Annotated in this window: 27 protein-coding genes; 21 read left to right on the top strand and 6 right to left on the bottom strand. The window is 39.8% G+C overall.

Annotated elements, in window-relative coordinates; genetic code table 11:
• The first annotated feature begins 606 nt into the window (after positions 1–606).
• From PQ478_RS02245 to PQ478_RS02265, 5 genes are all read left to right on the top strand, one after another.
• A complete protein-coding gene (locus PQ478_RS02245) occupies positions 607–936 on the top strand; it encodes a hypothetical protein (protein WP_289235691.1) in 330 nt (109 codons plus the stop codon).
• Between the two features lie 21 nt (positions 937–957).
• Entirely contained in the window at positions 958–1,515 is a 558-nt protein-coding gene (locus tag PQ478_RS02250) for a histidine phosphatase family protein (RefSeq protein ID WP_289235692.1), read from the top strand.
• Positions 1,516–1,611: 96 nt separating this feature from the next.
• On the top strand, positions 1,612–1,794 hold the full coding sequence (locus PQ478_RS02255) for a hypothetical protein (RefSeq protein WP_289235693.1): 183 nt from the start codon (positions 1,612–1,614) through the stop codon (positions 1,792–1,794).
• A gap of 26 nt (positions 1,795–1,820) precedes the next feature.
• Positions 1,821–2,378 (top strand): hypothetical protein, encoded by a 558-nt coding sequence (locus tag PQ478_RS02260; RefSeq protein WP_289235694.1) that lies wholly within the window; start codon positions 1,821–1,823, stop codon positions 2,376–2,378.
• Between the two features lie 38 nt (positions 2,379–2,416).
• Positions 2,417–2,635 carry a DUF6366 family protein gene (locus tag PQ478_RS02265; protein WP_289235695.1) on the top strand — a complete coding sequence of 73 codons (219 nt, stop codon included), beginning with the start codon at positions 2,417–2,419 and terminating at the stop codon, positions 2,633–2,635.
• Between the two features lie 40 nt (positions 2,636–2,675).
• Here the strand turns inward: PQ478_RS02265 and PQ478_RS02270 are convergent, their stop codons facing one another.
• From PQ478_RS02270 to PQ478_RS02285, 4 genes are all read right to left on the bottom strand, one after another.
• On the bottom strand, positions 2,676–4,619 hold the full coding sequence (locus PQ478_RS02270) for an ABC transporter permease (protein ID WP_289235696.1): 1,944 nt from the start codon (positions 4,617–4,619) through the stop codon (positions 2,676–2,678).
• Positions 4,609–5,370, bottom strand: a complete 762-nt coding sequence (locus PQ478_RS02275; protein ID WP_289235697.1) for an ABC transporter ATP-binding protein — start codon at positions 5,368–5,370, stop codon at positions 4,609–4,611. Before PQ478_RS02275 ends, PQ478_RS02270 begins: the two co-directional genes overlap by 11 nt.
• Positions 5,371–5,473: 103 nt before the next feature.
• A complete protein-coding gene (locus tag PQ478_RS02280) occupies positions 5,474–6,481 on the bottom strand; it encodes a sensor histidine kinase (RefSeq protein WP_289235698.1) in 1,008 nt (335 codons plus the stop codon).
• Between the two features lie 4 nt (positions 6,482–6,485).
• Positions 6,486–7,166 carry a response regulator transcription factor gene (locus tag PQ478_RS02285; RefSeq protein ID WP_012957418.1) on the bottom strand — a complete coding sequence of 227 codons (681 nt, stop codon included), beginning with the start codon at positions 7,164–7,166 and terminating at the stop codon, positions 6,486–6,488.
• A 114-nt stretch (positions 7,167–7,280) separates the two neighbouring features.
• On the opposite strand from PQ478_RS02285, the gene PQ478_RS02290 reads away from it, so the two are divergent.
• From PQ478_RS02290 to PQ478_RS02340, 11 genes are all read left to right on the top strand, one after another.
• Positions 7,281–8,057 (top strand): class I SAM-dependent methyltransferase, encoded by a 777-nt coding sequence (locus PQ478_RS02290; protein ID WP_289235699.1) that lies wholly within the window; start codon positions 7,281–7,283, stop codon positions 8,055–8,057.
• Between the two features lie 16 nt (positions 8,058–8,073).
• Entirely contained in the window at positions 8,074–8,574 is a 501-nt protein-coding gene (locus PQ478_RS02295) for a GNAT family N-acetyltransferase (protein ID WP_289235700.1), read from the top strand.
• Positions 8,575–8,590: 16 nt separating this feature from the next.
• Entirely contained in the window at positions 8,591–9,007 is a 417-nt protein-coding gene (locus PQ478_RS02300) for a VOC family protein (protein WP_289235701.1), read from the top strand.
• Between the two features lie 147 nt (positions 9,008–9,154).
• Positions 9,155–9,547, top strand: coding sequence for a (2Fe-2S) ferredoxin domain-containing protein (locus PQ478_RS02305; protein WP_075683293.1), 393 nt, complete (start codon positions 9,155–9,157; stop codon positions 9,545–9,547).
• Positions 9,548–9,563: 16 nt separating this feature from the next.
• Positions 9,564–10,553 (top strand): CobW family GTP-binding protein, encoded by a 990-nt coding sequence (locus PQ478_RS02310; protein ID WP_289235702.1) that lies wholly within the window; start codon positions 9,564–9,566, stop codon positions 10,551–10,553.
• A gap of 102 nt (positions 10,554–10,655) precedes the next feature.
• Positions 10,656–11,414, top strand: coding sequence for a class I SAM-dependent methyltransferase (locus PQ478_RS02315; RefSeq protein WP_289235703.1), 759 nt, complete (start codon positions 10,656–10,658; stop codon positions 11,412–11,414).
• Positions 11,401–12,501 carry a FecCD family ABC transporter permease gene (locus PQ478_RS02320; RefSeq protein ID WP_435521069.1) on the top strand — a complete coding sequence of 367 codons (1,101 nt, stop codon included), beginning with the start codon at positions 11,401–11,403 and terminating at the stop codon, positions 12,499–12,501. Before PQ478_RS02315 ends, PQ478_RS02320 begins: the two co-directional genes overlap by 14 nt.
• Entirely contained in the window at positions 12,498–13,313 is an 816-nt protein-coding gene (locus tag PQ478_RS02325) for an ABC transporter ATP-binding protein (RefSeq protein WP_289235704.1), read from the top strand. Before PQ478_RS02320 ends, PQ478_RS02325 begins: the two co-directional genes overlap by 4 nt.
• Before the next feature lie 69 nt (positions 13,314–13,382).
• The gene (locus PQ478_RS02330; protein ID WP_289235705.1) at positions 13,383–14,351 is read left to right on the top strand and encodes an ABC transporter substrate-binding protein; all 969 of its coding nucleotides are present in this window, start codon (positions 13,383–13,385) and stop codon (positions 14,349–14,351) included.
• A 74-nt stretch (positions 14,352–14,425) separates the two neighbouring features.
• Positions 14,426–14,881, top strand: coding sequence for a Fe-S cluster assembly sulfur transfer protein SufU (sufU, locus tag PQ478_RS02335; protein ID WP_289235706.1), 456 nt, complete (start codon positions 14,426–14,428; stop codon positions 14,879–14,881).
• Positions 14,882–14,890: 9 nt separating this feature from the next.
• Positions 14,891–15,844, top strand: coding sequence for a CobW family GTP-binding protein (locus PQ478_RS02340; RefSeq protein WP_289235707.1), 954 nt, complete (start codon positions 14,891–14,893; stop codon positions 15,842–15,844).
• A 65-nt stretch (positions 15,845–15,909) separates the two neighbouring features.
• Here the strand turns inward: PQ478_RS02340 and PQ478_RS02345 are convergent, their stop codons facing one another.
• Positions 15,910–16,422, bottom strand: coding sequence for a CBO0543 family protein (locus PQ478_RS02345; RefSeq protein WP_289235708.1), 513 nt, complete (start codon positions 16,420–16,422; stop codon positions 15,910–15,912).
• A gap of 131 nt (positions 16,423–16,553) precedes the next feature.
• Here PQ478_RS02345 and PQ478_RS02350 point away from each other — a divergent pair, with 131 nt between their 5' ends.
• Positions 16,554–17,159, top strand: a complete 606-nt coding sequence (locus PQ478_RS02350) for a hypothetical protein (protein ID WP_289235709.1) — start codon at positions 16,554–16,556, stop codon at positions 17,157–17,159.
• Between the two features lie 293 nt (positions 17,160–17,452).
• Here PQ478_RS02350 and PQ478_RS02355 read toward each other — a convergent pair whose 3' ends face one another.
• A complete protein-coding gene (locus PQ478_RS02355) occupies positions 17,453–19,132 on the bottom strand; it encodes a glutamine--tRNA ligase/YqeY domain fusion protein (protein ID WP_289235710.1) in 1,680 nt (559 codons plus the stop codon).
• Between the two features lie 267 nt (positions 19,133–19,399).
• On the opposite strand from PQ478_RS02355, the gene PQ478_RS02360 reads away from it, so the two are divergent.
• The 4 genes from PQ478_RS02360 (at position 19,400) to desA (ending at position 24,393) form a co-directional block, all read left to right on the top strand.
• Entirely contained in the window at positions 19,400–20,125 is a 726-nt protein-coding gene (locus PQ478_RS02360; protein WP_289235711.1) for a YybI family spore inner coat protein, read from the top strand.
• A 141-nt stretch (positions 20,126–20,266) separates the two neighbouring features.
• Positions 20,267–21,739 (top strand): protein adenylyltransferase SelO, encoded by a 1,473-nt coding sequence (locus PQ478_RS02365; protein WP_289235712.1) that lies wholly within the window; start codon positions 20,267–20,269, stop codon positions 21,737–21,739.
• A 266-nt stretch (positions 21,740–22,005) separates the two neighbouring features.
• A complete protein-coding gene (locus tag PQ478_RS02370) occupies positions 22,006–23,190 on the top strand; it encodes a PLL family lectin (protein WP_289235713.1) in 1,185 nt (394 codons plus the stop codon).
• Positions 23,191–23,337: 147 nt separating this feature from the next.
• A complete protein-coding gene (gene desA / locus PQ478_RS02375; RefSeq protein WP_289235714.1) occupies positions 23,338–24,393 on the top strand; it encodes a Delta(5) desaturase DesA in 1,056 nt (351 codons plus the stop codon).
• Positions 24,394–24,401: the final 8 nt, after the last annotated feature.

A 24,401-nucleotide genomic window follows, 5' to 3' on the forward strand; every position in this document is an offset into this window, starting at 1 on the left:
CTCTTTTTTTATGAATGAACATCAACACAATTGACGCAGAGTCTTACTAGTATGACTATGATCTTGAACTTAATATATAGCTTTATGTTTTAAATAGCTTTAGAGGAGAAATAGGCAGGCTAATCCTTTGGTGTGTAGGGGTTTTCGAGAAGTGTACGCTTCTTTAATTTTTCAAACAACGCTCCTTCAAAACACTTAGGTATCACCGTGGGAAAGTTACAATAATATAATCACGAAAAAGACCTAGTTGCTGCATGGTTTAACCCTCTCTAATAAAAAAGAGTATACTCAGCATAAATCATGAAAATAAAACCAGCAAAAAAGCAAAACGTAAAAATAAAAACGACGAAATGCGTGTTACAGCCTTATTAAAAGGGAAAAGCGACAAAATCTGAGCAGAAAAAAGAGGTGTTTTGTAAATACAAATGTTTTTAAAATCAACCATACTGTTTCCTGTTTTTATAGAGACCATTATTAAGAAAATGGTCTTTTTTGTATGGAGGGCATCTACAAAAGTTTGGAAAATAGACAATTGAATATTGGATATTTATGTTAAAATAGTAAGGTGTTGTTAGTTATATTTAGTAGTAGAAAGGATGATGGAACGTGGCTGTTTTCCAATGGCTCGACCAATGGTTAGCTAGTGACCCAACAAATTTTAATTTGTTTATTATGATTTCAACAATCATTGCACTTTCTTCGGTCATTGTCCTGACAGTAATGATTAAAAAGATAGGCATTGAGCACTTACATATCAAATTAAAGATCGATCGGGCGATGTTTGTATCCTTACTTATTTTAATTACCGGATTTGTCCTTTTTGTCCCTGTTGAAATGATTTTTTATAAACAATATGTAGGCTCAATGGTAGTCATTTCTATTCTTGTAGGTGCGGTCGTCAGCAGTTATTTCTATTTGAAGCAGAAGACTGTGTAGGAAAGAATGATGGAGATCTCATTGATCAGACATGGCAAATCACAATTTGATGATAAGAAGAGAGTAACCTGTGCAGAGTTTGAGAGTTGGGTAGATAACTATAATGCCAGCGGAGTCCATAGACAAGCAAATTATCCTTCTGAAACACTCTTGAAAAGCACCTCTTCCAATCTTTTAATCACTAGTGACTTAAAAAGATCGATTGACTCAGCAGCCATCCTCCACCCAGAAGGAATAACAATCACCCATTCTTTGTTTCGAGAAACGGAGCTTCCAACTCTACACGCGAAGCACTTCCCTATTAGATTAAAGCCAAGCACTTGGGCTGTATTGTTAAGGCTTTTATGGTTTGCAGGATATTCTAACGGTTGTGAATCAGTGAGTGAGGCAAAAGGAAGAGCAGTTATAGCGACCGATCAATTAATCGCCTATGCCAAGGAATCTCAATCCGTAGCAGTCGTGGGCCATGGTTTTTTTAATAGGTTCATCTCTAAAGAATTGCAAAGGCGAGGATGGACGGGGAAGAAGAGGGCAGGGACAAATCATTGGAGTTGTACGACCTATACGATAACTGATTAGATAGATGTATAAAAAGGTCATATGTTTAGAGTAGGAATTGCCAAATAGACAACTCCTATTAGCATATAAATCATCACAAAAATAGGAGGCCAGCTGATGGATAATCAATATGTTGTAGGCTGGGGTACATTGGCCTTGATTAATGCGGCACTGGCGCAAGGGAAAAATCGAACAGGGCTCAACTGGTTTCTGCTTTCGCTAGTATTAGGCCCTGCGGCAACATTTATTTTGTTATTTGTTGAAAAGAGAGAGTATAAAACGATTCGAGAAAATGAATAAACAATTGAAATTGCGAGGACTCATCCATGACCTTTAAACGTATTTTGTTATTTTGTAGTTTTACTTGGCTGTTCTTTTTAGCATCTGCTTGCAGCAACCAAACGATGGAAGAGGCTAAGAAAGAAGTGGCATCAACAGATCTATCAGATGAACATATTGATGGAATGAACGTTGGCATGTTCATGACGGACGATTCTTTTGGAAGACGATTCGAGGATATTGAACGGTATCCTGCAAATGACCAATACGCTGATCAAAGAAACTATGATCAATATAGGAATGAAGATTTCATATGGAGTGTAGATCGACATACAATGGAAGTTTTACAAATTAGTGTTTTAGAAGAAAATGATACGTCCGCAAGTTCAAAGGGTATTAAAAGAGGCTCACCTATTGAAGAAGTAATCACACGTTATGGGGAGCATTACTATACGTATGAAGATCATGAACAATCGATCTTTATGATAGGGTTTGTGGACCATCAAAATAACTTGGACCTATCATTTATACATGATGAGAAAAACGTAACAGGAATAAGTTTGAGCTATGCTTTTGACATAATGAAGTGGGAAACGGAAGAATAGTTTAAGAGAAATCTTACTGGGAATCTGGAGGTGTTCATATGAGTGAGAAGAAAGAGACTCCAGAAAGACAAAGAGAAAGGCTGAGACAAGAAGAGTTAAAAAGGAATAGATCCGGTTCTATGAGCGATGGTTTCAACCGAGCAAGCAGCGGAAGCTTGGTCGATTTGGTTAACAGCTTAGGATGGAAGGGAACAGGAATTCTTATTATCATCATCATCCTCTTATTTACAATAGGGTCGTTCGTATTTAACCGTTAATATGTAAAAGCTCCAGGAGCAACTCCTGGAGCTTTCCCTATTACAATGACATCTTAATCACTTTCTTATAATAAAGCACTGATAATATCCCGAAGATCGAGTAGAGTACTGCATATAATCCCATAACAATAATCATCGGTGTCCATAGCTCAGTGCCAAAGAAGAACCAGCCTGATTTGACAGCAAAGTAGCTGTGAACAAGTCCTACAATGAGAGGGATTCCGAAATTAAAGAGCTGTTTTCCGAGTATACCTTTTAGCAGGTCTTTTTCGGTAAAGCCTAGCTTGCGCAGGATCTTGTAATTTGGTTGTTCCTCGTCGCCTTCTTCTACTTGTTTGAAATAGAGGATACAGCCTGAGGTAATTAAGAAGGTGAGACCAAGGAATCCTACGATGAACATGATCAGTCCCATATTCTGTTTTTGGATACGTTCTTCCGTGTAATGAGAGCTATTGCCAAACTCATCTTTGAATGGCATGCTGTTAAACAATTCATCAGCAACTGCTGCAGTCGCTCTATCATCTAATGTGAAGCCAATATAAGTTGAGGATTCTAGTTGAATGTCTGGGTCTAAGTCTGCAGCAAGCTGGGTATAGATCGACTCATCCACGATAGCGGCAGTTAACCCGCCCGTAAAATAGAGTGGCAGCACGTTTTCTTTTGCTAACCCTAGATATTCTTGTTCAATAGTGGTCGTGAGGCCGTGAAAGGTAAGTGTGCCTGAATCCTGTAAGTTTAACAGCGTTTGCATCGCATCACTAAATCCTGCGAATGTCGTATCACCATCGCTTACATTGGTTTCCCTCACCTGATGATCACTAATGACAGCCATCCTCATTTTATTAGACTCAAATTGAAAGTTCTCCATATCTCTTCCTACAATCTGTTCTACATCAACTTCCACTTGAATGACATCAATTGCTTTTTCACTGTAACCAATTCCGCTATCTTGTAACACTTCACCGAACATTTCTGCATTCTCTGTGGTGATAAATGCAAAGTCGTCAGGAGCCGTGCTCTCTGCTGTTTTTTCAGCAGAATAATACGAAATATAGCTTAATGATAAGAGGCCAATTGCTAAGGCAGATACCGTTGTGATAATGGTAAGCAGCATCGCATTTGATTTCATGCGGAACATAATCGACGATAGCGACATGACTTCGTTAATATTTAAGTATCCACCTTTTTGTTTTCTAATTAGATTCGCAATAAACCGGACAGAACCTTTGTAGAGAAAATAAGTCCCGATAATAACGGAAGCCAAAATAAAGATCATCGCAATAAATAAATAGTTCGTAGTGACGAAGCTTCCATCAAAAAGCCTAGCAGATACGTAATAACCAGTGGCTATCAACGTGATACCTAAAATTCCCATCAAGATTTCGAGGATTGAAATCTTTCTTACTTGGCTTTCGGTTTTACTCTTTACTTGAAAAAGAGACAGGATGCTTTGATGTTTGATATACAGATAGTTCATCAGCATAATGAAAAGGTAAATGCCTCCGAACACGAGCAGTGTTTGAATAAATGCATTTCCTGAAAAGTAAAGAGAGGCAACAGCTTCCACACCCGTTATTTTAAATAAGATCATCGCGACTAATTTTGAAGCGGCAAAACCGATAAAGATCCCGATTACTAAGGACCCGAAATAAAGCATTAAATTTTCAGCACTTAGAATCATGAAGATACGGTTCTTCGTCATCCCAATCAGCTGAAACAACCCAATTTCTTTACTGCGTCTCTTAATAAATAAGTTATTTGCATAGATTAAAAACACAGTTACGATCGCAATAAGAAGCACGGATGCTGTCTGTATGGCTGCTAATCCTCTAAGTGACCCAGATGCCTCGTCCATTGCAGGGTCATACTGTAAAGTAACAAAGGCAAAGTAAAGAGCTGCACTAAACATCAAAGCAAATACATATAAATAATAGCTTTTGACATTCTTTTTAAAGCTGCGGAGAATTAACTGATTAATGCTCATAGTGCACCCCGCCTAAAACTCCTTGTGTCTTCATAATATCTTTTAAGAAGGTGTTGCGGCTCTCTTCTCCTTTATTCAACTGGGTATAGATTTGGCCGTCTTTTATAAAAATGACACGGCTGCTGTAACTCGCTGCCACTGGATCATGTGTCACCATGACAATCGTTGCTTTTCTTTTTTCGTTTAAGCTGCTTAATTTACCTAATAGGTCTGACGCTGCTTTAGAATCAAGAGCACCTGTCGGCTCATCGGCGAAAATAATGCTTGGCTCGTGAATAAATGCGCGTGCAGCAGACGTTCGCTGCTTTTGCCCTCCTGATATCTCATTAGGATATTTATCGGCAATTTCCGCAATACCTAGCTCTGCTGCCACTGATTTGAATTTCTCGAATGCTGCTTTTTTAGAAGTATTTGTGATGGAGAGCGGCAGCATAATATTTTCTTTGACGGTTAATGTATCAAGCAGGTTATAATCTTGGAAGATAAATCCTAAATGATGTTTTCGAAATTCTGCTAGCTTCTTTTCTTTGCTTTTCGTTAGTTCCTCACCATTAATTATCAGTGAACCGTGGCTTAGGCGGTCAATCGTTGACAAGACATTTAAAAGAGTGGTTTTCCCGGAGCCTGATGCCCCCATAATTGTTAGAAATTCTCCCTTTTCAATGCTAATATCAATTCCTTTTAATACCTCTTGTTTTGTGAATTTATTTCCATAGCTTTTATGGATTTTTCTAGCTTCAAGTATATTCATAACAAAATTCCTCCATCTATTAAGATACCCTTATTGTATAAACTCTTGCACTAAGAGTCCTTTGATTCTCCTAACAAAAAAGCAAAAGCGAGTGACATTTTTGTCACACGCCTTGAATCTGGAGAAATTGATTTTCTTGTGAAAAGGTGAGGGTAAAGGTTGTCCCGCTGCCAACAGTTGATTGAACGGAAATATGGATGCCAAGCGGAGCGGCAGCCTTTTTTGCTAAGTATAAACCCATGCCAGTTGCATGCTGATCTTGATGCTGACTAGTAGAGGTAAAACCTTTATCAAAAATTCTTGAAAGATCCCTTGGGTCGATTCCGCGGCCGTTATCTGCTACAGTTAGGGTCGTTTGTCCTTTTTGTACAGAGGATTGGATCCTAATTTCTGAGCCTTCTTCGCTGTATTTAACGGCATTAGTTAAGAGCTGGCGTAGAATAAAGGCCAGCCATTTCGCATCAGTGAGTACTTCTGATGAAGCTAATTCAACGTCAAAGCCAATTCCTTTCTTTACACACCACGAACGCAACGTGTGAATCTCGCTGTAAAGCAGCGGCTCAAGATCAACTTTTTCAATAAACAAATCATTTTCAATAAAAGGAATACGCTTTTGATGCAGTTGTTGATCGAGCAAAAAGTGAATTCGCAACCATTCATGCATAAGCTCTGATTTTAATGTTGGATCATTCGTGCGATCAATAATTAATCGCAAAGCAGTTAAAGGTGTTTTCACCTCATGGATCCAAGAAAGCAGCTCATCTTTCTCTTGTTCAAGCAATAATTGATTTATAGAGGCTTCTTTTTCTAATTGTTCAACCGGAGAGGTAATCTGTCCATAAACGAGCGCTTCAAAAGGACTGTTTGGCTGAGGTAGAGTGGTTATATCAGTTGTAGAATCACGAGCATCAAGCTCCTTAAAAAAAGCTGTTTCTCTAAAATACCGAATAATGACAAAGAGGCTTGAAATCACGAGTGAGAGAAACATGTAATAAAGCATTGACTCTAGCGAGAGAGAGGGATCTAGGTAAGCCATGAATAAACCAAGCAGCTGCAAAAGTACAATCAAAAAGATCCAGCTGATTCTCTCCTTAATGAATGTCCTGATCATTTTCTCACCTCTCTATCGCCATATATCCTTGACCGACTTTTGTCTCAATTCCTGCTCCGAGGCCAATTTCAGCTAACTTTTTACGAAGCCTGTTTACATTCACAGTTAACGTATTATCGCTAATAAAGCGCTGATCGTCCCATAAAAGGTTAATTAACTCCTCTCGGCTGACGATTTTATTCTTGCGCTCAACAAGCAGCTTTAAGATAAATATTTCATTTTTAGTAAGCTCGATCATTCCATCATCATTAGAGATACGGTTTCTCTCAAGATCAATCGTTGCACCCATCCATGTCTTTAGATCGGGTGCGGCCGTACTATAGTTATAAACACGGCGCAGAATGGCTTGGATTTTTGCAATTAATACTTCAAAATGAAACGGCTTTTGAACAAAATCATCAGCGCCTAAATTCATCGACATCACCATATCAGTAGGATGATCACGTGAAGATAAAAAGATAATCGGTACATTCGAATGCTCCCGAATCATTCGGCACCAATGAAATCCGTCATATTTTGGAAGCTGAATATCAATGATCACTAAATCGGGTTGAACCTCTGCAAAGCTCTCCATCACTTTTTGAAAGTCCCGCACCCCATACACTTCATACTCCCAAGCGGTAAGCCGCTCTTTGATCTCTTTAAAAAGAGAAGCATCATCTTCTATTAAAAAAATCTTAAACATTCAAATCACCATACCTTCCTTAAAAGTATAGCAAAATGTGATGAGAAAGGGGAATGATGGAAGTAACCTATGGTAAAATTTTACTTGAGTCATAAAAAGAATGGGGGATACGGAATGGGAATTGATTTTCACAGTAAGGAAAACCAACAAAGCTATACCACAAGAAATGTTCATTCTATATGGAGTGAGACGATACAGAGCTTAGTACCTTTCGATCACGTGTCGACTGCACTGGATGTTGGGTGCGGTGGGGGCATTTACTCCAAGGCTCTTTCTGATATGGGCGTAGATTCAATCATAGGAGTAGATTTTTCTCACGCCATGCTTGAAGGGGCAAAGGAAAATTGCAAGGGCTACCCGAGAATTTCATTTACACATGGTCATGCTTTTGACACTGGAGTGGAAGGGGAAAGTATCGATTTATTGCTGGAGAGAGCATTGATTCACCATCTCCAAGATCTTGCCTCCTGCTTTAAAGAAGGGCATCGAGTATTAAAGGAAGAAGGATGTTACATCATCCAAGACCGTACACCAGAAGATTGTTTAGTAGAAGGAAGCGACGAACATATAAGAGGATATTTCTTTAAGCTGTTCCCTAGATTAATTGACAAAGAAACGAGCCGCCGACATACTAGCCAAACAGTCATCCACCATCTAAAAGCGGCTGGCTTTAAAGAAATCGAGGAAAGAAAGCTGTGGGAGATCAGAAAAGTTTATAATCATAAAAATCAATTACTACAGGACCTTAAGGAGAGAGTAGGGAGAAGTATTTTACATGAGTTAGATGATAACGAATTACAGCATCTTATTCAGTTTATTGATAGAGCATTGCCATCTGAAGGTCAGATTGTTGAAAAAGATAGATGGACGATATGGAGGGTTGTTAAATAAGAGGAGATGGTAATTTATGGACGAACAGTTGTTAATTCGGGAAACTAGGATAGAGGATGTTGAAAAAGTGTCAGGGCTCTTAAATAAGGTAACCAAAGACTTAATTAAGAGAGGATTTAACCAATGGGAGTACCCCTTTGATAGGGAGCTGCTGTTAGAGCAAGCTAGACATCACCATTCATATGTCGTAACAACCGAAGAAAAAGAAATCATAGGGACCTTTTGTATAAAGGATATTGAACAGATCAATGATTTATCGTTGAAAGGTCTAAATAAATACCTTTACCAATTAGCTATCATACCTGATTATCAAGGAAAGAATGCAGGGGCTGTTGTATTGCGTTTCGCTTATAAGCTGGTTGAGAATTTGAATACGGCTCTCTATCTAGATTGTTGGGCAGGAAACGAAAAGTTAAAGAAATTTTATCTGAGAAATGGGATGTCTTATATAGGTGACTTTCAAGAAGAAGGCTATTTTATAAGTGTGTTTATCTATAACCATCCCCAAAAGGGTTAACGTGAGAGGAGAAAGCATGAAAGAATTATTATTACGATCACACTGCGTGTTCCCGACACCAAATATCATCAAAACAGCCAACTACTATGAGCAGAAAATGGGATTTAAAGCTGTACATTATCTGGACGCCAGTGAGCCGCATATTTGTCTGTATCGCGGCACAACAGAGATCATCTTAACGAAAACGAATGGGCAAAAGGTTATTCCGAATCGAACGCTGTATGGTTATGGGTATGATGCCTACTTCATTACAACGAATCAAGAAATGCTGGAAAAAGAGTTCAAGCAATCCGGCGTAAAAATCGTACGGCCCTTACAAAATACCGATTATCAAAATATAGAATTTGTTGCAGAAGACATTGATGGAAGGTGGGTAGGGTTTGGTGTAAAGGTGGATTCAGATAAAGAAAATATTGGTCTATTAGATAATTAGAAGTAAGCTGTGATTTGACAGCTTTTCTTTTTTACTACTATAATCGTAATGATTACGATTTAAAAGTAAAATTATGAATAATATATAAGAGAAAAGGATATGAATGGTTTATAAATCGTAATTATTACGTTTTGGAGGAGTGTTTTTATGGCTACTTGGGACCTTAGTCAAACGAAGCACCACGTACTGTTTTGTAATGGTGGGAGCTGTAATAAATGGGGCGCTGAAGAGGTTACGCAAGCAATTAGGAATGAGATTTCAAAAAGGAATTTAGATGATCAAATCCACACAACAAGGACGCGCTGTAATGGACGTTGTGATGACCGTTGTGTAGCAGTCGTTTACCCTTCTGGTGAATGGTACAAGGGATTAAACCCAGAGGATGCGGGCACCTTCGTTAATTCACTTGTGTTGAATCGAGATCTTACAGGGAAGGTGAGTCACACCTATACAGGAGATGGATTTATAAGAGAAGAGGGCATAGCGAAAGGAATCTCTAAAGATCCTCAAAAAGTGAAGAGAGTATCAAAACAATATTAAGAAAAGAAGTGATAAGATGGTTTTTGCGAAGCAGCCAAAGATTCCAGTTACCATATTAACAGGTTACCTAGGAGCAGGGAAAACAACGTTGCTCAATCGTATCCTTACTGAAAAGCATCAGAAAAAGATAGCTGTCATTGTAAATGAATATGGAGAAGTAGGAATTGATAATCAGCTAGTGGTGGATTCTGAAGAAGAGATAGTAGAGATGAACAATGGATGCATCTGTTGTACAGTACGGGGCGATCTAATTAAAATCTTACGAACCTTACACTATTCAATGGAGCAAGGCCGTATGCATTTTGATCAGGTGATTATTGAAACGACCGGATTAGCTGATCCAGCACCTGTAGCGCAGACATTTTTCGTTGATGAAGTATTAAGTGATGTCTTTGAGGTAGATAGTATCATTACAGTTGTTGACAGTAAACATATTACGAAGCACTTAGATAAAAAGGATGAAGCGCAGGAACAAATTGCCTTTGCAGACGTCATTATTTTTAATAAACAAGATTTAATCAGTAAAGATGAAATAAAGAAACTCGAAGCAAGAGTTAGTCAAATGAATCCAACAGCCAAACGACTTTATGCAGAAAATTGCCAAATCCCTTTAAATGATATTTTAAATATCCATACTTTTAATGTTGATCATAAGCTGAATGTAAACCCTCACTTTCTTGATGATCATCACCATCATCATGATGACCGCGTATCATCGATTGCCTTTACAGAAGAGAGGCCTCTTGATATGAGTAAAGTTGATCGTTGGATGAGTTACTTGGTTCAAGAAAAAGGAGAAGATTTACTTCGTTATAAAGGAATTCTTAATATCGAAGGAATGAAGGAACGAATAGTGTTTCAAGGGCTGCATATGTTGTTTACAGGCAAACCTGATAAGAAATGGAGTGAAGGGGAAAAAAGAAAAACAGAGCTCGTTTTTATTGGTCGGAACTTAGACAAAATAGAACTAGAGAATCAATTTAGAGAGTGTATTAGCAGCCGATAGGAGGCCGCTAATACATTGCCATTAGTATACTTGTTACATAGTTAACAGAAAAACAACCTTTAAATCGTAATGATTATGATTATCATCAAAGGGGGAGGGCGTATGGAAACTTGGTATAAAGAGCATTTTAATGAAGATTACTTACGAATATACAAGCATCGCAATGACAATCTAGCTCATCAAGAATTAACTCAATTGATGAAGTTTGTTCCGGTTGTTCAAGGTCAATCTTTACTAGATTTATGTTGTGGAAACGGTAGGCACAGCAGGTGGTTTGCTAAGCAGGGCTTTCGCGTAACAGGGGTTGATCTATCACCTGTATTATTGGGAGAAGCTCGAAAGGGTGAGCACGCTGAAGATATTCATTATGTTCGTTCTGATATGAGAGATCTCTCGTATAAGGATAATTTTGACCTGGTTGTTAATCTCTTTACGAGCTTCGGCTATTTTAAAGAGGATGAACAAAATAAGAAAGTATTACAGAATGCTTATGATGCATTAAAGCTGAATGGGTATTTTGTTTTTGACTATCTGAATCCATCCTTCCTTGAAAATAACCTTGTTCCTTTTTCAAAGGATATCATTGATGATCTTTCTATTCTTCAGTATCGGATGATTGTTAATAATACCGTTGTTAAGAAAATCAAGGTAGAAGATAATGGCGCATTAAGAGAGTATGAAGAACGAGTAAAATTATATGAACGAGCCACCCTGGATGTGATGTTAAAAGAAGCAGGGTTTACGATTATTCACACATTCGGGGACTATGATGGGAGCGAGTTTCAAAGTAGGGAGTCTTCTAGATTAATATATATTTGCCAAAAGAGAAGCGTTGCACCAGATAACCATGAAAACAATTGAGGTAACAAATCGTACGAATCACCTGCTAAAACTCGATTTCAAGTCTCCTGTTATTTTATCAGTGTCGATGTTACTAATTCTAGTCATATCTATGACTGCATCTGTGATGATAGGGGCAGTTTCTATTTCTCCTTTAACAGTATGGAAGGTCGTCTTCTCTCAACTTTCTTTCATCGAAGCCCATATGATAGCAGATTGGTCATTGGCTGAGCAGCAGATCATTTGGGAGATTCGGTTTCCACGAGTGATACTAGCAGCTGTAGTGGGGGCAGGGCTGGCTCTGGTTGGGGTTGTGATACAGGCACTTGTTAGAAATTCATTAGCCGACCCTTTTATATTAGGAGTCTCTTCAGGCGCATCGGTTGGGGCGACACTCGTAATCATCTTTGGGGCTTTTTCGGCTTTTGGACAATGGGCTTTATCAATAGCTGCTTTTGGGGGTGCCTTACTTTCGGTACTGCTTGTTTTCCTTTTATCACAGGTACAGGGCCGAATTTCAACCGTTCGACTTTTATTAGCCGGAATTGCTGTCTCAATGATGCTTTCAGCAATTACAAGCTATATTGTCATATCTGCCCCACGGGAAGAGGGGATTAGAGATGCGATGTTTTGGATGATGGGCAGTGTGGCCGGTGCAAAGTGGTCTCAGCTGCCTATTCCAGTAGTGAGTTTCCTTTTTGCATACATAATACTCATATTGCTTGCAAGGCCCCTTAATTTGATGCTGATGGGTGAGAGTACAGCAGCAACTTTAGGAGTAGATAGTCAACGTCTAAAAAAATGGCTCATATTAATAACTGCACTGCTGACAGGTGTGTTGGTTTCTGTTAGTGGAGCGATTGGGTTTATAGGACTGATGGTTCCTCATATGGTTCGTTTAGTTATAGGCTCGAATCATCGGTATGTTCTTCCGCTTAGTGCATTAACGGGTGCCGTTTTTTTGATCTGGGCTGACTTAATCGCACGAACAATCGTAGCACCGCAAGAGTTACCAATTGGCATTATAACGGCATTATGTGGTGGTCCTTTCTTTATATGGCTGCTAAGAAAAAGTACATACTCATTTGGTGGAGGTGAGGATCATTGAAATTAGTCGTGGATGAGATAGGTATGGAATTAAACAAAAAATCGCTTGTGAAGGACATTAGTTTTCATGTAAATGAAGGGGAATATGTCGGAATCATAGGACCAAACGGCAGTGGGAAATCAACACTCTTAAAAACAGTCTATCGGGTCTTGGATCCAACTTCTGGTGTGGTGATGCTTGATAATGAAATCCACACTTCTTATTCTAATAAAGATTTTGCCAGAAAAGTAGCAGTGGTAGGACAAGAGAGTTCAGTCCCTTTTGATTTTTCAGTTGAGGATATTGTTCTTATGGGAAGAAATCCACATAAACGGTTTCTTGAACATGAAACCCATATAGATAGGGAGATTGCTAGGGAAGCACTTGAAGATGTTGGGTTGCATGGATACGGGCAGCGAAGCTTTACTACCTTATCTGGGGGTGAAAAGCAGCGCGTTATTATTGCTAGAGTGATTGCTCAACAGCCTAGCTTTTTTATTTTAGATGAACCTACCAATCATTTAGACGTACACCACCAGCTTCATATTCTTGATGTATTAAAGCAGTCTAAGTTGACGGTGCTCACTGCATTGCATGATTTAAATCTAGCAGCCTCTTATTGTGATCGCCTCTTGGTAATGCAGGATGGTAAGTTAATAGCAAATGGATGTCCAAGCGAAATACTCACAAAGCAGTTATTAAAGGAAGTATTTCAAGTAGACGCTACGATATGGACACACCCCATCACAAATAAAGTACAAGTTATGTATGTCTCACAAGTGATGAGGCAGGAGGCATATGAGAAGGAATTGAAAAAATGGCTTCAAAGGTAAGAGAATTTTAAAAGTTATCGAATTAATAAAGTCTTTGCCGAGTGATTACTTAGGAAGGCAGGAAAAGAAATGAACAATATATTTATTAAAGTCATCGTAGGGTTGGTGTTAGCATTCATATTAACGGCTTGCACTGAAGCCGAAGAAGCAAATCAAGTCGGGAGTGCAAAAGAATCTTCGCAAAATGAAGTAGTTGAAATTGAAAATGGTGATCAGATATTAACCATTTCCGAAGTGCCCGAACGTGCAATAACTTTAAATCAACATGTAATGGAAGTAATGCTAGCTCTTGGGTTAGAGGATCATATGATTGGAACGGCGTACTTAGATGATGAGGTGATGCCTGAATGGAGAAAAGCGTATGATTCTATTCCGGTATTAGCAGACCAGTACCCCTCTCAAGAAGTGTTTTTGGATGCTGAGCCGGACTTTGCTTATGCTGGTTGGAGCAGTGCTTTTAATGAAGAAGCTATTGGGTCAATTGAGCAGCTCAAGAGTTATGGAATTAACGCTTATCTTCACCAATCCTCTACAAAAGTGGGGCCTGCACTAGAAGATATCTATATGGATATTCGCCATATTGCCAAGATATTTAATGTGGTTGAGAGGGGAGAGGATTTAATTAGTGAACTAGACAATCAGATTGAACAAATAAAAGAACAAATACCAAGTGACCAACCTAAAAAAAGAGTTTTTGTTTATGATAGCGGCGATACAGCCGCATTCACTGTAGGTCAGAACTTTTTGAACCAACTGATTACAATGGCAGGTGCGGAAAATATCTTTTCTGATTTAGATAAAAATTGGGCAGAAGTGAGCTTTGAAGAAGTCGTTCAACGTGATCCAGAAGTGATTATTATTATTGATTATGGTGAAACATCTGCTGAGCAGAAGCGTCAGCAATTAATGACCCACCCTGCACTGACTGGTGTGACAGCCATTCAAGAAGAAAATTTTATTGTTCTTCCCCTTTCTTCAGCCGCTGAAGGAGTACGAGTAGCGAAAGCTTTAGAGGTTATCGTTGAAGGGTTGTATTAAAGGAAAACATGCATTATGCTGTTATCTAAATCGTAATTATTACGAAATGGGAATTTGTGAAAGGTGATGATTCTATGTTTCAAGACCTTTATCGTAAAGTGGTAATGGACCATGCGAAGTATCGTCGCAATACAGGGGTGCTAGACGGTGAGCAAGTAAGGAAGGTGCACTATAAAAACCCGACATGTGGCGATGTTATCACCTTGTATATAGAAACGGATGGTAATCTAGTTAAGGATGTTTCTTATGAGGGAGAAGGCTGTAGTATTAGTATGGCGTCTTCCTCGAGGATGACAGAGTTAATTAAAGGAAATAGTATTGATTCCATTTCAAAAATGAGAAATGAGTTTGAGCATTTGATTCGAAAAGGCAAGCAACAGGATCCTGCAATAGATCTGCAGGATGCGATGTCCTTAGAAGGGGTTCATAAGCTAAGAGCAAGGCATAACTGTGCATTAATGGCTTGGCAGGCATTAGATAAGCTTTTAAAAGATGAAGAGGGATACCAGGAGATAAAAAGACAACGATGAGGTGGTTTGATGAAGAAAAAAGTAGAGGTCATTATACTAAGCGGGTTTTTAGGTAGTGGCAAAAGTACATTACTTTCACGTCTTCTTTCATATGAAAAGAAGAGAGGGCGTAAGGTAGCTGTTCTCATGAATGAGCTGGGTAAAGTGAGCATTGACTCTTCTGTTGTTCCTTCAGATATACCTCTAAAAGAAATGCTGAATGGCTGCATTTGCTGTTCCATTCAAGGAGAGCTAAGCGTCCAATTAAAGGAATTGACCGAAGAACACACATTAGATGTGATTTATATCGAGGCTACTGGTGCCGCTCATCCATTAGATGTACTAGATGCGTGTACTCATCCTTTACTATCAGCATCCATTCAAATACAAGCTAGCATTTCAGTTGTAAACTCAAAACAATGGTTAGAACAGAAGATGAGTAATATGATGAAGAAATTGATAACTCATCAAGTGAAATTTGCAGACATTGTGTTAATTAACAAAATTGATCAAATAACCGAAAATGAATTAACAAAGGTAAAAGCCACAATTGAGAAAGAGAATCCGTCAGCTATAAAACAAGCAGTTACCTTCTCTCAAATGGATATGAACATTCTTCATGATAGGAATAGTCAACTAGGTAAGTTAAGTGAAAAACAGCGTGACTTCAATACAGATGTTAAAAGTCTTCATTTAAAAACATGTGCGATTCCTATAGAAGGTGCGATAAATCGTATTCAATTAGAAGAATTTCTAGAAGAGAATCAAGCGCAGCTATTAAGAATGAAAGGCTTTATTAGGCTTACTGATAGTCCTGCAATATACTTATTTAATTATGCATATGGATTTCCTATGTATGAAAGGGTGAAATCTGAGGTTCAAGTGAGTCCTGTATTAGTGTGTATTGGCGAGGAGATCATTCAAGAAGAGTTGGAAGAGAAACTCAAAGAACGAGGGATAGTAAAGGTATCACAAATTGGTTGAATGCGGAGCGATTACATTTTAAAAGTAATCGCTCTTTTTTATTTGTTGGATAAGAGTGCTTGGGTTTAATATTGACCAGAGCAACTTGAAGAATATGTTCGATTTATCTTATTATCTAGAATGCGAATTAATCCTATCCCGCTTTTTACTAACCAAAAAGTCATGGTAAGAACAGAGAACGTATACAGGCTGTTCCACCCCTTATGATACTCAACTAAATTTGTATGCTGCTCAAGCCAATCTTCTAACAATGTCATCGGGCCGCTAAAAAGGAAAACGCTCAAAATAGATAAGAGCGGCTTCATTTTATAGGTGAATTGGTTATAGATCACACATGATAACGGGAATAAGATATATAAAAATACAATGTTAGAATCAAATAATTTTGGGAAATAACGATTTGGGTACTTTACATATTTTCTCTTGATAACAGGGCCATCGATTAAAGTAGAAACAAGCGTCTTAATAAAGAAAATAAGAAACCAGTCCTTGGAATCGCCTTTTCTTCTTAATAAAACAAAAATAGTTGTCCCTAGACCAAGCAGGGTTAGTATATTTAATATATGTCGATCTTTCATATATACACCTCCACATTTATATGATGACCGGTTTCAAATGTATTATGTGACTTTAGTGTAAATCGGACTATATGTAACCTATTTTCTCTAATGACCGTCTTATTGGTAACATGAAAAAAGGAGATGCTTATATGAAAATGACTAAAATAATTATTCTTGCTCTAGCTGTCTTATTGATTGGCGGTACAGCTGTTGCAACAACATCATTTTTAAATAGTGGATCAAAAGAAGAAGAGCAGGTTCAGCCAGCGTTTATACGTGTAACCGGGATGATTGAAAGCGTAGAAGAACGTGATGGAACCTTATACTATTTGATTAATGAAGGGCAGGATGAAACAAGCTATATCATTGTTTCCTCTGACACTGCTGTATTCGACAATACGGGGGACGTTACAGAGCTTGAGCCAGGTGGTGAGATAACAGCTTACACCTATGCGAATAAGCCAATGCCGCTTATTTATCCGCCGCAGTACAGCCCAGAAGTTGTTATTGTTGATACGGACCTAATGGGGAGTGCGGCAGTCGGGACATTTAATGACGAGTTAGTTGATGAAACCTTGTCGTTGAAATTGAATGTAAGTGAAGAGACGGAGCTGTCAAGTCTCACAGGGAAAGATGTGGGGGTTGAAGACCTGGCAGGGCAAGATTTGCTTGTCTTTTACTCCATCACCACAAAGAGTATTCCAGCGCAAACAACTCCGGAAAGAATTATTGTGCTGGACGGGGAGGAATCTTAAGAGCAGGAGAGGAAAGGGAGGCAGGCGTCTGTGTGAGCATTTAATTGTATACTTTAGGACCATTTATGCGCCGGTGTGAGAGGTGATTGCGCTCATCTATCGTACGATTGCGTCGGTTGCGAGAAGAATTGCGCCGATTTCCTTTAATTGCGCCGCTTCAAACGCTATATGTGTCAGTGTTCAGGACAATTATATTCATTTGCAGAGCAATTGCGTCACTTCACCCGGCACACTTCCTCCCCGCACAGACGAAAGAAGCTGCTCCCGCCAAATGCGGAGCAGCTTCTACTAGTTTAAAGCTTAAATGAACTCTTCAATGAGACAATTAAGTTAAATACTGGATTGTCTTTTGTTGTTTCTTTTGGATCGACGTTGAAGTAGCCGTGTCTGAAGAATTGGAACTTGTCTTGCGGGCTGACTTCTTTCATGTTCGGTTCAACGAAGCCTTTTAACACTTCTAGAGAGTTTGGATTTACTTGGTCTAGGAATGTTTTTTCTGCAGCAGCTGGCTCTGTTGTATCTTCTTCCAGCTCTTCAGGATCTTCATTTAGTAATAGCGGTTCATATAAGCGGAACTCTGCAGGTACAGCTTGAGTTGCTTCGACCCAGTGAAGGGTTCCTTTTACTTTACGGCCGGTGAAGCCTGACCCACTCTTTGTTTCAGGGTCATACGTACAGTGGATTTCAACAACATTTCCATCTTCATCTTTAATCACGTCTTCACATTTAATGAAGTACGCATGCTTTAGACGAACCTCGTTGCCTGGGAAGAGACGGAAGTATTTCTTAGGAGGGTTCTCCATGAAATCTTCTTGCTCGATATAAATTTCTCTTGAGAATGGGATTTGTCTTGTGCCCATTTCAGGATTTTCTGGATTGATTTCCGCCTCAAGCATTTCTACTTGTCCTTCTGGATAGTTCGTAATCACAACTTTTAATGGACGCAAGATTCCCATTGTGCGAGGAGCCTTCATTTTTAAGTCTTCACGTACAAAGTAATCAAGCATTTGTGAGTCGACAGCACCTGATCCTTTTGAGACACCCGTTTCACGTACAAATGTGCGGATCGCTTCAGGTGTATAACCTCTTCTTCTAAGACCAGAAACCGTCGGCATGCGAGGATCATCCCATCCGTCTACAAAACCTTCGTCCACAAGCTGCTTTAATTTACGTTTACTCATCACAGCATTCGTAATATTTAAGCGGCCGAATTCGATTTGCTGCGGAACGCTTTCTGTTTCACATTCACGGACAATCCAGTCATACAGCGGGCGTTGATCTTCAAACTCCGTCGTACAGATTGAATGCGTCACATCTTCAATCGCATCTTCAAGCGGGTGAGCAAAAGCATACATTGGGTAAATGCACCACTCATCCCCTGTATTATGGTGTGTCGTATGTGAAATACGATAAATCACCGGGTCTCTTAAGTTAATGTTAGGAGAGCTCATATCAATCTTCGCTCGTAACACTTTCTCTCCGTTGCCAAATTCACCTTTACGCATACGCTCAAATAAATCGAGGTTTTCCTCAATAGAACGGTCACGGTAGGGGCTGTCTTTTCCAGGCTCAGTTAATGTGCCGCGGTATTCACGGATTTCATCTGCTGAGAGATCATCTACATAAGCTTTACCTTTTTTAATAAGAAGCACTGCTTTTTCATACATCTCTTGGAAGTAATTTGAAGCGAAAAAGAGGCCGTCCCAGTCATAGCCAAGCCATTTTACATCTTCTTTGATGGCATGAACATATTCAGAATCCTCTTTAAGAGGGTTCGTGTCATCAAAGCGCAGATTGGTTTTTCCGTTAAATTCATCTGCAAGGTCAAAGTTAATAACGATTGATTTTGCATGTCCAATATGTAAATAGCCGTTTGGTTCTGGTGGGAAACGAGTCGTCACATGAGTGCGTTTGCCGGACTCTAAGTCTTCTTTTATGATGTTTCGAATAAAATTGGAAGAAGTATGTTCCATATTTTTCACGCCTTTTCTTAGATTGAATTGTGTATAGAATGTTTTTCCATCATACATCGTTTAATAGAGAATATTGTATCACAACTCACTGGCGGAACAAATGCCAGGCTTTTTATTTAACAGGGTTTTCACCGTTTTTTAGTGAAGTAGAGTGGTTTATGGTGCCCTGTTAAAAAAACGATTATGCAATCACTCCATTAAAAGTAGCAAACTTCCATTTTGCCCATAGGATAGGGATAGGAGTCTAGGGAAAGTGAGGCGTATGCGATGTATTATACAAGGGTTTCAAATGGCCAGCCGCAAGTGATTGCTTATGCACAAGGGGATGTGACCGGAGACGGGGTGCTAGATCAAGTTTATTTAACAGGAATACAAACACCAGATAGTCCTTTTGTACAAAACATCACCTTAGTTGTGCAAGACGGGAATACAGGCTACATGTCCAGTGTCGCGCTTAGTGACAATACGGGTTACGATCCGACTTTGTTTTTAGGGGATTTTAGCGGTAATGGTGTAGATGATATTATGATCAGCATTAACACAGGCGGCAGCGGGGCCATTATGTATCATTATATTTATTCATACTTAGATAACATGGCTCAGCTGATGTTTGATTTTAATGTTTATAATGATGAGTATCAGTATGAAGTCACATATCAAGATTATTATAAAGTAGAAGTAATCAGTCAAAAGAACAATATGAAATACATGATTGATATTTCGACCAGGGACAGCGAGTATTTAGATGAAATTTATGATCAGAATGGCCAGCTGATTAGTCCGATAAGCGGATTTGTTAACCCATTGAGCGGACTGTATCCGGTTGATTTTGATTCGAACGGTGTATATGAACTGTTGGCTTATCAGAAAATTGCTGGAAGATATAATGCAGATGGTCTTGGCTATATGTTAAATACGTTAGGCTGGCAAGGGGATGGCTTTAATCTTCAAAATCAAAATGTAGCCATTTGGGGTACGGAAAACATTGAGTAAAGGGCAGAATGTCTGTCCTTTTTGTGCTTTTAAAAGAGGTATATAGAGTGGTTTAACGTGTTTCGTTAAAAAACTTAGGGTATAGTAAGGGAAAAGAAGAGACATTCTGACTAACTAAACCTTCAAATAAAGGAGTTCTTTATGCCACATCAAAATGAGAATTCAAAACGAGAATGGAATCTAGAGAATAGTTATGCGGAACTGCCAGATATGTTTTATAAGGAGATTGAACCGAATCCTGTCAGGGACCCAAAGCTGGTTGTATTTAATGAAGAAGTCATCCTGATGCTTGGCTTAGATAAAAGCGAGCTTCAAAGTGATACTGGAATAAATATATTAGCTGGCAACAGCGTTCCAAAGGGGTCGCATCCTATTGCACAAGCATATGCGGGGCACCAGTTTGGACATTTTACAATGCTTGGAGATGGACGGGCGTTGTTGTTTGGAGAGCAAAAGACACCAACTGGGCAGACCTATGATATTCAGCTTAAAGGCTCAGGGAGAACGCCATTTTCCCGTGGCGGAGATGGTCGTGCTGCTCTTGGTCCGATGCTGCGAGAATATATCATAAGTGAAGCTATGTATGGTTTGAACATCCCTACAACGAGAAGCCTCGCTGTAGTGACGACAGGGGAGCCGGTGTACCGTGAGAGAGAAGAGATCGGGGCTATTATGACTCGTGTTGCCTCCAGCCATCTTCGTGTCGGAACATTTGAATATGCTTTTCGCTTTGGCGGTGTTGAAGGAGTGGAGAAGCTTGCTGATTATACAATAGACCGGCATTATCCAGATGCTAGGAATGAGGGAAACCCTTATCTTTCCTTATTAAATCGAGTCATCCATCGTCAAGCTGAGCTTGTTTCCAAATGGCAGATGGCAGGCTTTATCCACGGGGTTATGAACACAGATAATATGTCAATTTGCGGAGAAACCATTGACTATGGTCCTTGCGCGTTTATGGATACGTATGATCCTAAAACCGTATTCAGTTCGATTGATATACAAGGCCGCTATGCGTATGGAAATCAGCCATATATTGCCGGGTGGAATTTAGCCCGTTTTGCCGAATCCTTGCTGCCGCTTCTTGACGACAATAAAGAACGTGCAGTCGAGCTAGCACAGGATGCAATCTCTGGATTTAGCCATTTATATAAGAAGTATTGGCTTAAAGGAATGAGATCAAAGCTTGGACTCTTTAATGAAGAACAAGAGGATGAAGCGCTAATTGAGAGCCTCTTGGGCATGATGCAGAAATCTGGTGCTGATTTTACGAATACATTTAGAGCATTGACATTAAATGAGTTTGAGAAAAGCGAGTTGAGTAAAGCTGCTGAATTTACACAGTGGCAAGAGCTGTGGATGGCAAGAAGAGAAAGACAGGATGAATCTAAAGAAGCATCCGTCAAACTGATGAAAGAAGTCAATCCAGCGGTCATCCCTCGTAATCACCGGGTAGAAGAAGCTCTACATGCAGCTGAAAATGGAGATTACAAAGTAATGGAGAAGCTGCTGCATGCCTTAAAAGATCCTTATGCATATTCAGCCGAACAGGAAGAATACTGTTCATTGCCGCCTCAAACAGATCAAACGTATCAAACATTTTGCGGAACGTAAGGAATATAACAAGAAAAAGCCGCCTTTATAAATAAAGGCGGCTTTTGTGCGTATTGCGGCGAGAGACAGCACTCCACATAGTGCCTTGCCTAAAAGGCGCGTCAATCTCGTCTTATGCAAATTAGCTCATCGCTAGAACAGTATATCATCAATGTGACTGATAATGGAAGGTAAATATTTTACTCTGTATGTTTATTTTTGTCATTGTACATCCTCTTCTCTTCATAATCTGAAAAAGTGTAAATAATCGGAGGAGGGTGGATCAGGTGGTTTATTATAATCATCCGAAATGGCAAGGAAATTTGTATAGAAATAACCCGTTTAATGGCTATCAGTGGCAGGGGACAGAGTATCCCTTTTTTTCTCAGCAGTCATACAATCCGTACCTAATGCAGCCATTTCAAACTCCAGGTTATACTTATCAGCCGTATCAATGGGACCAGCAGCAATATGATCCCTACACATCTTATCAGTGGGACGCGAGCCAATCTTACTGGCCCGAGCAGCAGTACAATCCATTTGCCTTGGGGCAGCAGAACCCCGCTATATTTAACGGTGATTATGAAAGCGATACCTATGATTGGCGTCAAGGGTGGAGCGGCTGGGAGGATCTTGGAGCGCCAGGACGAGGCTTCATAGGTTCGCCTGCTTCAGCCTCGTGGCAGGCAAACAGAATTGATACGTTCGTGCGCAGTAGAAACAACCAAATGTGGCATAAATGGTGGGACGGTGCAGGATGGAGCAGATGGGAAGATCTTGGTTCACCGCAAGGAGGATTAAGAAGCTCGCCAGCTGCTGTCTCATGGGGACCGAATCGTATTGATACGTTTGTGCGAGCTGGAAGAAACACCATGTGGCATAAGTGGTGGGACGGTGCAGGGTGGAGCAGATGGGAAGATCTCGGTGCTCCAAGACCAGGGTTTGTTGGGAAGCCAGGTGTAGCTTCGTGGCAGTCAAATCGCCTCGATTGTTTTGTACAAGGAAGAGATAATAATCTGTGGCATAAATGGTGGGACGGCTCAAGGTGGAGCGGCTGGGAAAACCTAGGTGCACCGCGAGGCGGTTTGAATGGCTCGCCGTCAGCTGTCTCATGGGGACCAAACCGGATCGACTGCTTTGTCAGAGGACGTAACAATCAAATGTGGCATAAATGGTGGGACGGCCGCAGATGGAATGAGTGGGAGAATCTTGGCTCGCCGCAAGGAGGATTTGAGGGCTCTGTCGGAGTATCATCTTGGGCACAAAATCGAATCGACTGCTTTGTCAGGGGACGTAACAATCGGATGTGGCATAAATGGTGGGATGGCCGCAGGTGGAATGAGTGGGAGAATCTCGGCTCACCGCAAGGAGGGATACGATCCTCGCCAAGTGCTGTGTCATGGGGCTTAAATCGAATCGACTGCTTTGCAAGAGGCAGAAATGACGGCATGTGGCATAAGTGGTTTACGTAATAAATACAATTTTTTTCAAAAAAGATATGACACTTGTCATATCTTTTTTTTGACGTTCATGACTTCTCCTAAAAATGGTCATCTTATATGATGAAAGTATTCAATTCCCAAGTTCGTGAATAAATACCGTTTCTCAAGGGGGAAGTTATGGCTCAGCAAAATTTATCAACGCTCAAAAAAAGCATTGCACCATTTGAAAAATCTGATACGAAATCAAGTGTGAGACAATTATTGAATACGGTTCCACCGTTCTTTCTATTGTGGTTTTTAGCCTATCAAAGCCTTTCTGTATCGGTTTGGCTGACCTTTGCCTTTGCTGTTGTCGCAGCAGGGTTTGTTGTGCGCATCTTTATTATTTTTCATGATTGTTGTCACGGATCATTTTTTAAAAACAAAAAGTTAAATAACATAGTTGGTACGATTACCGGAATTATTACGATGTTTCCATATGAAAAATGGAAGCGCGAGCATTCAATCCACCATGCAACAAGCAGTAACTTAGATAAGCGCGGCACAGGTGATGTATGGATTATGACGGTTGATGAATATGTCTCAGCATCGTTTAAGGAGAGACTTCAATACAGACTTTACCGCAACCCGCTTGTGATGTTTGGTCTTGGACCGCTTTATCTGTTCCTAATTACGAATCGAATGAACCGCAAGGACGCTAGAAAAAAAGAGAGAATGAATACACATGTAACGAATATTTCAGTTGTTGTGATTTATTCGCTTATCATTTGGTTAATTGGCTGGCAGGCATTTTTGCTTGTGCAGGCACCAATTTTATTCGTTTCAGGTTCATTAGGCATTTGGTTATTTTATGTCCAGCATCAATTTGAAGATTCCTACTTTGAAGATGAAGGTGACTGGGATTATGTGAAGGCAGCAATTGACGGCAGCTCGTATTATAAGCTTCCAAGAGTACTCCAGTGGGTAACCGGGAATATCGGGTATCACCATGTCCATCACTTAAGCCCAAGAGTACCGAATTACAACTTAGAAAAAGTACATGAGTCAACACCGCCGTTGCAACAGGCAACGACGATTACAGTAGGCTCAAGCTTGCAGTCCATTCGTTTTCGTTTGTATGACCAACAAAGAAAAACATTTGTAAGCTTCAAGGAAGTAGCTCATCTTTTATCAAAGCCTCGTGGCAATGTTGAGCTTAAGAAAGACTCGACAAAGCTTTCACGTGCAAAATAATGTTCAGA

The sequence above is a fragment of the Alkalihalophilus pseudofirmus genome (assembly GCF_029094545.1).
GTDB lineage: Bacteria > Bacillota > Bacilli > Bacillales > Bacillaceae_D > Alkalihalophilus > Alkalihalophilus pseudofirmus.